Origin of the sequence: Caldimonas sp. (assembly GCF_046289365.1) — a bacterium.
Taxonomy (GTDB): Bacteria; Pseudomonadota; Gammaproteobacteria; order Burkholderiales; family Burkholderiaceae_C; genus Caldimonas.
Genome location: NZ_JBKBVU010000115.1, coordinates 1 through 10,540 on the forward strand (window position 1 = coordinate 1; position 10,540 = coordinate 10,540).

A 10,540-nucleotide genomic window follows, 5' to 3' on the forward strand; every position below is an offset into this window, starting at 1 on the left:
GGCCTGGCCTACATGACCGGCCCGCCGGGGCGGCCGCTGCGCGCGGGCAGCAGCGTCAACGACGTCATGGGCGGCCTCTTCGGCGCGCTGGGCGCGATGGCCGCGCTGGCCCAGCGCGAAAAGACCGGTCGTGGCCAGGAAGTGCAGGCCGCGCTCTTCGAGAACAACGTCTTCCTCGTGGCGCAGCACATGATGCAGTTCGCGGTGACGGGGCAGCCGGCTGCGCCCATGCCCGCACGTATCTCGGCCTGGGGCATCTACGACGTCTTCACCGTGAAGGACGGCGGGCAGATCTTCCTGGCCGTGGTGTCGGACGCGCAATGGGCCACCTTCTGCGCGGCCTTCGGCCTGGAGGCGCTGGCCGCAGACGAGCGCCTGCGCAGCAACAACGACCGCGTGCGAGCGCGCGACTGGCTGATCCCGCGCTTGCGCGAGCACCTGGCCGGACTGCCGGCCGAGGAGATCGCGCATCGCTTCGAAACCCACGGCCTGCCCTTTGCACCCATCACGCGCCCGCACGAGCTCTTCGACGACCCGCATCTGCGGGCCACCGGCGGTCTGGCCCCGGTGCGCCTGGCAGCCGACACCCAAGGCGGCGGCCTGGCCATCGACACCGTCGTGCCCCTGCTGCCGCTCACCCTCGACGGCCAACGCCTGCCCCTGCGCCGCGCGCCGCCGTCCATCGGCGAGCACAGTGGCGAGCTGCTGCACGAGCTGGGCTATCGCGACGGCGAGATCGAGGCGCTGCGCGAGGCGGGGGTGATCTCCCTGCACGACGGTGGGGCATCTGCCTCGGGCGGCTAAGCTATGAGGGTCGTGTCCTGAAGCATTCCCGATGAAACCCAAGCGCCAGACCTCCCCGCTGCTCGAAGTCGTGATCGCCATCGTGATCCCGGCGGTGATCCTGATGAGGTTCAGCGGCGCCGAAGACCTGGGGCCTGTGCGGGCGCTGGTGCTGGCGCTGGCCTTCCCGTTGGGCTGGGGCCTGTACGACGGCATCCGCAACCGTCACCTGAGCTGGATCGCGGCCCTGGGCCTGGTGAGCACGCTGCTCACCGGCGGCATCGGGCTGATGCAGCTCGACACCCAGTGGCTGGCCGTCAAGGAAGCGGCCGTTCCAGGGATCATCGGCCTGGTGGTGTTCGCCTCGGCCTTCACGCGTACGCCGCTGATCCGCGCGCTGGTCTACAACGACACCGTGCTCGACGTGCAACGTGTGCACCGCCACCTGCAAGAACGCGGCCATGTGGAGGCCTTTGAAGCGCGGCTGCGCACCGGCACGCTGCTGGTGGCCGGCACCTTCGCGTTTTCGTCGGTGATGAACTACCTCCTGGCGCGCTGGATCGTCACCAGCCCTTCGGGCACCGAGGCCTTCAACGAAGAGCTCGGGCGGCTCACGCTCGTGAGCTACCCGATGATCGCCCTGCCCTCGATGCTGATGATGGCCGGCGTGCTGTACTACCTGGTGCAGGGTGCCAAGGCGCTCACCGGCCTGAAGCTCACCGAGATGCTCCACCACGGCGAGGAAGCGGCGAAGCAGGGCTGAGCGCTCACCAGGGCGCGGCCTCGGCCTCGGCGGGCGTGGTGTCGAGCACCGAGGCCGGCGCGGCCGCCGTCACACCGGGTTCCTGCTCGCCGCCCAAGGCCTCGATCAGGTCGGGAATGAGGCGGCGCAGTTCGCCGGTGGCGATCGCCACATCGGCGTCGAAGGCTTCGTCAGCCCCCACGCTGGGGCGGCCTTCGTAGACGCCGTCCAGGAAGTCCAGCCGCTTGAGCTGCAGTCCTTCGGTGAGCACGAAGGACACACGCTCGGCCCAGGTCAGCGCCAGCCGTGTGGGCTGCTTGCCGGCCTGGATGTGCGCGCGCACCTCGTCGGTGTCGAGCGGGTGGCGGGCATAGCGCACCACCGACTTCATCTCGTCGGCCGACTTGAGCTCACATTCACGGTCCACGGTGAAACCGGCTGCGGGCTCGCCGCTCACCAGCCAGTCCGACATCAGCGCCTGCGGCGACTGGGCCGTGTGGATCTGGCGAACCTCGAAACCGGGCAGGGCCTTCACCAGCAGCGTGATGACCTCTTCGGCGCGCGCCGCACTGCTGGTGTCGATGGCCAGCAGGTGCCGGGCTGGATCGATCCACACCCACAGGGCCGAGGCCCGCGTAAAGGCCTGGGGCAGCAGTTCCAGCATGGCCTGCTCGCGCAGCTCCTTCATTTGCTTGCGCCCGGGCTTGCGGCCCGTGCTGTGCTCGATGCCTTGCGCGATCTCGTCGGCTCGCTCGCGCACCACCGAGCCGGGCAGCAGCTTGCGCTCGATCTTCAGGCGCAACACCCATTGGCCGTCGACCACTTCCAGCAAGGGCCCATGGGCCTGCCCGCGCGGCGGCACCCAGCCGGCCGACTGCGGCTGCGAGGCCCCGCAAGGCAGGAACACATCCTTTTGCAGCAGGTCTTCCACCTGCGAGGACGAGGCCGACCACGCGGCCCCGATGCGAAACAAGCTCAGGTTCTTGAACAAGGACCACCCTCTGACACCCCGACATCGGGGCAAAAGGGCGCATTGTCCACGCATCGGCGCTCAATCCCCGGGTAACCAGTGGATACGGCCCCGGCCCAATTCGGCCAGCCGCTCGCGCACAGTCTTCGCGGCAGGCTCGAACAGCTGATAGGCGAGCATCACCTCATCGCCGTGGCGGACCCTGACCAGGGTACCGCCAACGGCCTCGAACTCGCGCCGCACCAGGCCTTCCAGCGCATAGGGCAAGGCACAGGCCAGGTGCACGCGCCGCTGCACGGCCACCTTTTCGGCCCGCAGCAGTGCTTGGGCCACGGTGTCGGCGTAGGCGCGCGCCAGCCCGCCGGCCCCGAGCTTCACGCCGCCGAAGTAGCGAACCACGGTGGCCAGCACGCCGTCCAGCTCGTGATGGCGCAACACCTCCAGCATCGGGCGGCCCGCGGTGCCGCCGGGCTCGCCATCGTCGTGCGCGGCCGACTGTCCGCCGGCCATCAGAGCCCAGCACACGTGGGCCGCACCGGGATGTTCGGCCCGCAGCGCGGCCACACGCGCCACGGCCGCTGCGCGATCGGGCACGGGCTCCACGCAGCCGAGAAAGCGGCTTTTCTTGATGAGCAGTTCGCTGTGTGCCGCCGCCGCCAGGGACCAGAGCATGACGCGCGTCAGCCTTCAGCCGCCGCCACCTGTCGCAGGGCCTGCTCGAACACCTCGACCGGCTGGCCGCCTTGGATCAGGTGGCGGTTGTTGAGGATGACCGAGGGCACGGCGCGGATGCCTTGCTCAGCGTAGAAGCGCTGCCGCTCGCGCACGGCCTCGGTGTAGTCGTCGCCCTCCAGGATCTGCCGCGCACGGCTTTCGTCCAGGCCCACCGCCCCTGCCACGCTCAGCAGCACGGCGATGTCGCTCGGGTTCTGCCCTTCAGTGAAGTAGGCGCCCAGCAGGGCTTTCTTGAGGCGGTGCTGGGCATCGCCGCCCTGTTCGCCCGCCCAGTGCAGCAGGCGGTGGGCGTTGAAGGTGTTGACGATGCGGCTGCGTGGATCCATGCGGAAAGTGAAGCCCACGTCCTCGCCGCGCTGGCGGATCATCTCGCGGTTGGCCGCCACCTGCTCGGGCGTGAGGCCGTACTTCTGCGCGAGGTGCTCGCCAATGTCCTGGCCTTCGGGCGGCATGTCGGGGTTGAGCTCGAAAGGCTGGAAATGCAGGCTCACCGCCACACCCGGGCCCAGGCGTTCGAGGGCCTGTTCCAGGGCGCTCAGGCCGATGGCACACCAGGGGCAGACGATGTCGGAGACGAAGTCGATTCTCATGTCCGAGATTGTCCAAGTCTTCGGGGTCGATGCAACGAGGCTGCATCTTGCCCCACCGGCTCGAAGGTCGTTGAAGCGGCGGGCTCGCCATGCGAGCCGCCATGAACTACGAAGCGGTATGCGCTTGCGAGACCGGGCTGGGCTCGCCGAACTGCGTGTTCAGGTGGGCGCGGGCCAGCCGCACCGTGCACCAAAATGTGCTGCCCTGCCCCGGTTGACTGTGCACGCCGATCTCGCCTCCCATTTGCTGCACCAGCATGCGGGTGATGGCCAAGCCCAGACCCGTGCCGGGGCGATTCGCATCGCTGCCTTCATGCACCTGCACATAGGGTTGGAACAGGCGGGCGACTTGTTGCTCATTCATGCCTGGCCCGCTGTCGCGCACCCGGATGCTGAGCGTCACGGATTGCTCGCTGCGATCGCGCTCTTCGACGTTCAAGGCGACGAAGCCCTGATCGGTGAACTTGATCGCATTGGACACCAGGTTCAGCACCACTTGCCGGATGCGCACCGCGTCTCCGCGCACCGCCCGCAGCACCCCGGCGTAGTCGTGTTCCCACCGCAAACCCTTGGCGTGCGCCTTGGGTTCCATGATCAACACCACGCTGCCGAGCGCCTCGTGCAAATCGAACACCTCATCGGCCAACTTGAACATGCCCGCTTCGATCTTGGACAGGTCCAGCACGTCGTTGACAATGTCCAGCAAATGCCGGGCCGCTTCATCCAGCATGCGCAATTGCCGGTCGCGCTGCTCGCCGGCCAGGCCATGCTGGAGCATGTAAGAGACGCCGATGATCGCATTGATCGGCGTTCTGATCTCGTGGCTGAACATCGCCACGAAGCGGCCTTTGGCCACGTTGGCTTGTTCGGCTTGCTGTTTGGCGGCTTGCAGCTCTTCGGTGCGCTGGCGCACCCGTTGCTCCAGCTCGTCACGATGTTGCATGACCTCCTCGATACGCTCGCGCAAGGCTGCGTGCATTTGCGCCAAAGCGTCGGCCAGCACATCGATTTCATCGAACACCTCGCGCGGCGGCTGCCACTGGGGCGACTGGCCATGCCGGTATCGCTGCGCTGCAGCGGACAGTTGATCGAGCCGGCGCGTCAAGCGCCCGCTGATCCACCACATGCCCCACGTCAACAAGCCCATGCCTGCCACTGCCACGCCGATCCAACGCCACGACCATGCCGGTGTGGCCGCCCAGCCGCGTTGGGTGTCGTACAAGAGCACCACCCGCCCCAGCGAGGTCTGACCATTGGCGCCCCAATACACCGGGGCCGAGGCTGTCCATTGCCGGCCCCACTGGGGCCACTCGGCCAGATGCGGGGCAGACGACGGCGGCAAGGAGGCAAAAATGCGGGCCGACCACCGCTTCGGGTCGAAATCGGACGGAGCGGCGAAGATATCGCCCTCGTCAGAAACCAACAACACCCGCCGCTCCGAGGACGCGTCGTCCGCCAGGGGGATCAGGTAACGACCCACGCGATCCCAATCGACCAAACTGATCAGGTGCCCGTGCGAGCGGCCATCGGGCCCCACGATGGCTACTCCCACCGCCATCAACAAAGGCGATCGGGATTGGGAATCGAGCGGCAGGTAAGGCTCCAGCTCGGGCACGCGGCGCGGGGCACGGACCCAGACCGTGGCCTCCGGATCAAGATCCGCGGCAAAGGCAGCTTTCTCCCCTTCAAGCAAATGCCCCGTGGCAGCCCGCACCCGGGCATCAGCACCGATCCAGGCCAACCACTGCGTCCCCGGAGGAAAGTAAACACGGGCCTGCTCCAGCTTCAAGCGCACGAAGTGCGAATCCATCAAGCCGCTGGCCAGATCGGGCAAGGCGGCCAATCCCGCCAAGGATTCGGTTTGCTGTGCGATGGCCTGACGCAAGACGCTGCTGTAAAGCTGGGCTTGCTGATCAACCGCGCGTTGGACAATTTGCGTGGTCCGGGCCCGCTGGTCCAGCCACAAAGCGGCCGACATCGCCAATGCGAAGCCTACCGCACATAGCGCGGCCACCCAAGCGATGCGTGCGCGCACGCTGTAACGGGGATCGACCCGATTGATCGGCCGCCCAATGCCACTCATCCTTGACCCCGAGCCATTGCGTTGCGAAGCCAGGTGGAGCTTGGATACGATGGTCCCCCGCGCCGCCTCGACCCGCCTGCCGTTCACCGTGATGCCGCAAGCCTGCCCTGCCGAACCAGCCACTGCGCACTGGCCTGCCTGCCTGGCGGCGACACAGGCAGCACGCGCAGCATACGGCCTGTGCCGCCGCTCTGACAAGCCGCGTATCGGGGCGGTCCTGTCGGTGTGGGCCGCGCTGATGCTCGGCAGTGCAGCCCAGACATCACTGGCAGAGCCGAAGGCTCAGCGGCCGACGGAGCTGGTGATCGCCACGGTCAACAATCAGCACATGTTGCAGCTGCAGCGGCTCAGCAGCCGTTTCGTGGCGGCCCATCCGGCAGTGCGTTTGCGCTGGGTGACTTTGGATGAGGACCAACTGCGACAGGCCGTCAGCCGCGATGTCATCAAAGGCGAAGGCCGGTTCGATGTGGTCACGCTGGGCAACTACGAGGCCCAATCCTGGGCCGGGCAGCCGTGGTTGTCACGCCTGCAGCCCTCGGTGTCCTATGACGAAGACGATATCTTGCCCAGCGTGCGCCGGTCGCTCAAGCAAGAGGGGGGCTGGATCGCGCTGCCGTTCTATGCGGAAAGCACCATGACCATGGTGCGGCGCGACTTGCTCGGCGCCGCTGGCTTGCCGTGGAACGATCGGCCGTCTTGGGAGGAGATCGGCCTGTGGGCGTCCCGTCTGCACCGGCCGGATCAGGGGATTTACGGCGTGTGCTTGCGCGGCAAACCCGGTTGGGGTCAGAACATGGCCTTGCTGACCACGATGGCGCATACCCATGGGGCACGCTGGTTCGATCTGCGATGGCAGCCCCAGTTGACGTCCGAGGCGTGGCAAACGGCTCTCACGCGCTACCAGGAGTTGCTCACGCTCTACGGCCCACCCGATGCCGTGGCCAATGGCTACAACGAGAACCTCTCACTGTTCGCTGCGGGGCGTTGCGCGTTGTGGGTGGATGCCACGGTGGCCGGCTACACGCTGGAAAACCCCGAGTTGTCACGTGTAGCCGGACGCGTGTCGTATGCGGCGGCGCCGGTGGGCCAACACATCGAAGGGTCTCAATGGCTGTGGATCTGGGCCTTGGCAGTGCCGGCGAGCAGCCGTCATCCGCAGCTGGCGCGTCAATTCGTCGAATGGGCGACATCGACGGACTATCAGCGACTGGCCGCGCGTGAGCTGGGCTGGTCGGCCGTGCCTGCCGGGGTGCGCCGGGGCTTGTACGAGCAACCGGGCTTCATCGCCCGCTTCCCGCATGCGCTGGTTGAAAAATCGGCGCTGGAAACGGCCGATCCGCGCAAGCCCAGCGTCCTGCCCGTGCCTTACGTGGGCATCCAGTGGGTGGGCATCCCCGAGTTCCAAGCGCTGGGAACGGCCGTGGGGTATTTGCTGTCGCAAACTTTGCCGCCACAGCGCCTGCCAGTGGCCGATCAGCTGGCCCGGGCGCAAACCCTCGTGCGCTCCCAAATGCAGCAATCCGGCTACCTGAAGCCGCCTTGAGCCCTCAGCCGCGCGTGAACTTGAACACCGCCACGCTGGCCAGCAGATTGGGCCGGCGCCGCACCACACGGCCGGCCTGGATGCCGAAGGCATCGAGCACCTGCAAGCCGTTCTTGCGCGCCAGCACCTCGAAGTCGGCATAGGTGCCCACGCGGATGTTGGGCGTGTCGTACCACTCGTAGGGCAGCACACGCGTGACCGGCATGCGGCCCAGAGCCACCTGCAGGCGGTTGGGCCAGTGCGCGAAGTTGGGAAAGCTCACGATGCCGATGCGGCCCACCCGGGCGGTCTCGCGCAGCATGGTCTCGGTGTTGCGGATGTGCTGCAGGCTGTCGAGCTGAAGCACCACGTCGAAGCTCTGGTCCTCGAACATCGCCAGCCCCTCCTCGAGGTTGAGCTGGATGACGTTCACGCCGCGCTGCACGCAGGCCAGCAGCTTGGCATCGTCGATCTCCACGCCATAGCCGGTGCAGCCCTTGCGGTCGCGCAGCAGCGCCAGCAGCTCGCCGGTGCCGCAGCCCAGGTCGAGCACGCGCGAGCCCGCGGGCACCAATTCGGCGATCAGCTCCAGGTCCTTCCTTTCGCTCATGCCGACACCTCCTTCGCGATGCGCTCGTAGTAGGCCCGCACCACGCCGTGGTAGCGCGCATCGTCGAGCAGGAAGGCGTCGTGCCCGTGAGGGGCGTCGATCTCCGCGTAGCTCACCTCGCGACGGTTGTCGACCAGGGCCTTGACGATCTCGCGCGAGCGCGCCGGCGAAAAGCGCCAGTCGGTGGTGAAGCTCACCACCAGGAACTTCGCCTGGGCCACGGCCATCGTGCGGGTGAGGTCGCCGCCGTGCTCGGCGGCGGGGTCGAAGTAGTCGAGCGCGCGAGTGATCAGCAAATAGGTGTTGGCGTCGAAGTACTCGCTGAACTTGTCGCCCTGGTAGCGCAGGTAGCTCTCGATCTGGAACTCGATCTCCTGGGTGCTGTAGCCCAGCTCGGCGGCGCGCAACTGGCGGCCGAACTTCTGCTCCATCACGTCGTCGCTGAGGTAGGTGATGTGGCCGATCATGCGGGCCACGCGCAGGCCGCGCTTGGGGACCACACCATGGCGCTGGTAGTGCCCGCCATGGAAGTCGGGGTCGGTGATGATGGCGCGGCGCGCCACTTCGTTGAAGGCGATGTTCTGCGCCGACAGGTTGGGCGCGGTGGCAATGGCGATGCAGTGGCGCACGCGCTGCGGGTAGCGCAGCGTCCAGGCCAGGGCCTGCATGCCGCCCAGGCTGCCGCCCATCACCGCGGCCAGTTGATCGATGCCCAGACGGTCGAGCAGCCGGGCCTGGGCATCGACCCAATCCTCCACCGTCACCACCGGGAAGTCGGCGCCATAGGGCTGGCCGGTCGCGGGGTTGGTGTGCATCGGTCCGGTGGAGCCGAAGCACGAGCCGGGGTTGTTCACGCCGATCACGAAGAAGCGGTCGGTGTCCAGCGGCTTGCCGGGGCCCACGAGGTTGTCCCACCAGCCTTCGCTGCGCTCCTGGCCTTCGTAGGTGCCGGCCACGTGGTGCGAGGCATTGAGCGCATGGCACACGAGCACGGCATTGCTCTTGCTGGCATTGAGCGTGCCGTAGGTCTCGTAGACGAGGGTGTAATCAGCCAGCTTCGCCCCGCTGCGCAGCGGCAGCGGCTCGGCAAAGTGCAGGGACTGCGGGACGACGTGTCCGATCGATCGTGAAGTCATGGGGCCCAAAACGACAAACCCGGCATCACGCTGAAGGTGAGGCCGGGTCGCCGTGCCCCCTTTAGCTGCATTTCTAAAGCGCCCGCAAGCCGGAACAAATCGGCGCTGTGCCTCAAAGTATAGCGGCAGCGGGCACGTCCACCGTCCAGTCCGCCTTGAAGCCTGCCTGCTCGCCCTTGTGCGCATAGCCCAGCGGGTTGGCCACCACGCGGCAGCGCCAGGGGCGGCCCTCGTGGATGCCTTCCACGGTGTAGTCCACCGGGCAGTGCAGATGGCCATGCATCCACAGCCGGGTGTGGGGCAGGAGCTCGTCCAGCGCGTTGCAAAAGCCCGCCGTGCCCGGCACCAGGCCATAGCGGGGGTCGGCGCTGCGCAGCGAAGGCGCAAAGTGCGTCACCGCCACCGTGGGGCCGTCGAACGGGGTGGCCAGAGCTTCGCGCAGACAGCGCTGGCATGCGCGCCCAAGATCGGCCAAATAATCGGCCAAGCGGGGCAGGCCTTGGCTCAGGATGGTGTGTTTGCGCAGGTAGAAGTTCGCGGCGCGGTGGGCCTTCTCGCGCTGCTGGCGCTGGCGGGTCACGTCGGCCCGCGGGTCCACCAGGGCTTCGAAGTCGGTCCACAGCGTGGTGCCCACGAAACGCACGCCGTCGATCACCACCGTCTCGCGTTCCAGCCAGGTCAGACCCAGGCGTTCGCAGGCGTCACGCAGCCGGGCGTGGGCATCGTCGTGTTCCAGGCCGTCGTATTCATGGTTGCCCGGCACGTAGAGCACGGTGCGCCACGGGCCGTGACGCGGCGAAAAGCGCCGCAGGCCGAAGTCGGGTTCGTCCAGGCGCGAGCCGGCCTGGTAGGAGCCGATGTCCCCCGCCAGCACGAGCAGGTCGGCGCCCGGCGCAGCCTGGGGCACGAAGCCCGGGTCGTTTTCGAGGTGAAGGTCAGACAGCAGTTGCAGGCGCATCACGCCAGTCTAGGGCCTGTGCCGTCCCTCGCGCACAATGCCGGTGTATGCCCCGGCTTGCCCGCACCTTCGGCCTCCTGCGCTCCCTTGCGATCTACCACGGCATTCCGTGGCGGGCGGCGCAGTTGCGGCGCTTCTATGCGCCCGTGGTGCCGGCTGGCGGGCTGGCCTTCGATGTGGGGGCGCATGCGGGCAACCGGGTGCGGGCCTTTCGGGCGCTGGGCGCGCGGGTGGTGGCGGTGGAGCCGCAGCCCGATTTCGTGGCGCTGCTGTCGCGCTGGTTCGCGCGCGATGCGGGCGTGACGGTGCTGCCGGTGGCCCTGGGGCGCGAGCCCGGTCAGGCGCAGTTGCTGGCCAGCGAGGCCACGCCCACCGTGAGCACGCTGTCGGCCGACTGGGCGCAGCGTGCGG

At 67.7% G+C, this 10,540-nt stretch carries 11 protein-coding genes and 1 riboswitch; of the genes, 4 read left to right on the forward strand and 7 right to left on the reverse strand.

The window, feature by feature from the left end; translation table 11 throughout:
* Both ACK42S_RS11795 and ACK42S_RS11800 read left to right on the forward strand, forming a co-directional pair.
* A partial coding sequence (locus ACK42S_RS11795; protein ID WP_409707457.1) for a CoA transferase occupies window positions 1-804 on the forward strand: 804 nt, incomplete at its 5' end.
* 31 nt (window positions 805-835) lie between these two features.
* Window positions 836-1,546 (forward strand): VC0807 family protein, encoded by a 711-nt coding sequence (locus ACK42S_RS11800; protein ID WP_409707460.1) that lies wholly within the window; start codon window positions 836-838, stop codon window positions 1,544-1,546.
* Window positions 1,547-1,550: 4 nt separating this feature from the next.
* Here the strand turns inward: ACK42S_RS11800 and ACK42S_RS11805 are convergent, their stop codons facing one another.
* From ACK42S_RS11805 to ACK42S_RS11820, 4 genes are all read right to left on the reverse strand, one after another.
* Window positions 1,551-2,516, reverse strand: coding sequence for a recombination-associated protein RdgC (locus ACK42S_RS11805; RefSeq protein WP_409707463.1), 966 nt, complete (start codon window positions 2,514-2,516; stop codon window positions 1,551-1,553).
* Between the two features lie 60 nt (window positions 2,517-2,576).
* A complete protein-coding gene (locus tag ACK42S_RS11810; RefSeq protein WP_409707466.1) occupies window positions 2,577-3,167 on the reverse strand; it encodes an IMPACT family protein in 591 nt (196 codons plus the stop codon).
* Between the two features lie 8 nt (window positions 3,168-3,175).
* Window positions 3,176-3,820 carry a DsbA family oxidoreductase gene (locus ACK42S_RS11815; protein WP_409707469.1) on the reverse strand — a complete coding sequence of 215 codons (645 nt, stop codon included), beginning with the start codon at window positions 3,818-3,820 and terminating at the stop codon, window positions 3,176-3,178.
* Between the two features lie 106 nt (window positions 3,821-3,926).
* On the reverse strand, window positions 3,927-5,798 hold the full coding sequence (locus ACK42S_RS11820) for a sensor histidine kinase (RefSeq protein ID WP_409707472.1): 1,872 nt from the start codon (window positions 5,796-5,798) through the stop codon (window positions 3,927-3,929).
* Between the two features lie 433 nt (window positions 5,799-6,231).
* Here ACK42S_RS11820 and ACK42S_RS11825 point away from each other — a divergent pair, with 433 nt between their 5' ends.
* Window positions 6,232-7,446, forward strand: coding sequence for an extracellular solute-binding protein (locus ACK42S_RS11825; protein WP_409707475.1), 1,215 nt, complete (start codon window positions 6,232-6,234; stop codon window positions 7,444-7,446).
* A 4-nt stretch (window positions 7,447-7,450) separates the two neighbouring features.
* On the opposite strand, the gene metW is transcribed toward ACK42S_RS11825, so the two are convergent.
* From metW to ACK42S_RS11840, 3 genes are all read right to left on the reverse strand, one after another.
* Window positions 7,451-8,035 carry a methionine biosynthesis protein MetW gene (metW, locus tag ACK42S_RS11830; protein WP_409707478.1) on the reverse strand — a complete coding sequence of 195 codons (585 nt, stop codon included), beginning with the start codon at window positions 8,033-8,035 and terminating at the stop codon, window positions 7,451-7,453.
* Window positions 8,032-9,171, reverse strand: a complete 1,140-nt coding sequence (locus ACK42S_RS11835) for a homoserine O-acetyltransferase (RefSeq protein WP_409707481.1) — start codon at window positions 9,169-9,171, stop codon at window positions 8,032-8,034. Before ACK42S_RS11835 ends, metW begins: the two co-directional genes overlap by 4 nt.
* A gap of 40 nt (window positions 9,172-9,211) precedes the next feature.
* Window positions 9,212-9,287: riboswitch (SAM riboswitch) on the reverse strand.
* A complete protein-coding gene (locus tag ACK42S_RS11840; RefSeq protein ID WP_409707485.1) occupies window positions 9,284-10,129 on the reverse strand; it encodes a metallophosphoesterase in 846 nt (281 codons plus the stop codon). (Overlaps the previous riboswitch by 4 nt.)
* A gap of 47 nt (window positions 10,130-10,176) precedes the next feature.
* On the opposite strand from ACK42S_RS11840, the gene ACK42S_RS11845 reads away from it, so the two are divergent.
* On the forward strand, window positions 10,177-10,540 hold a 364-nt coding region (locus tag ACK42S_RS11845; protein WP_409707489.1), incomplete at its 3' end, for an FkbM family methyltransferase.

Excerpts from the sequence above, each read along its gene's own strand:
- ACK42S_RS11815 (WP_409707469.1), bottom strand. The coding sequence starts at position 3,820 with ATGAGAATCGACTTCGTCTCCGACATCGTCTGCCCCTGGTGTGCCATC.
- ACK42S_RS11835 (WP_409707481.1), bottom strand. The coding sequence starts at position 9,171 with ATGACTTCACGATCGATCGGACACGTCGTCCCGCAGTCCCTGCACTTT.
- ACK42S_RS11840 (WP_409707485.1), bottom strand. The coding sequence starts at position 10,129 with ATGCGCCTGCAACTGCTGTCTGACCTTCACCTCGAAAACGACCCGGGC.
- ACK42S_RS11825 (WP_409707475.1), top strand. The coding sequence starts at position 6,232 with ATGTTGCAGCTGCAGCGGCTCAGCAGCCGTTTCGTGGCGGCCCATCCG.
- metW (WP_409707478.1), bottom strand. The coding sequence starts at position 8,035 with ATGAGCGAAAGGAAGGACCTGGAGCTGATCGCCGAATTGGTGCCCGCG.
- ACK42S_RS11820 (WP_409707472.1), bottom strand. The coding sequence starts at position 5,798 with ATGTCGGCCGCTTTGTGGCTGGACCAGCGGGCCCGGACCACGCAAATT.
- ACK42S_RS11810 (WP_409707466.1), bottom strand. The coding sequence starts at position 3,167 with ATGCTCTGGTCCCTGGCGGCGGCGGCACACAGCGAACTGCTCATCAAG.
- ACK42S_RS11800 (WP_409707460.1), top strand. The coding sequence starts at position 836 with ATGAAACCCAAGCGCCAGACCTCCCCGCTGCTCGAAGTCGTGATCGCC.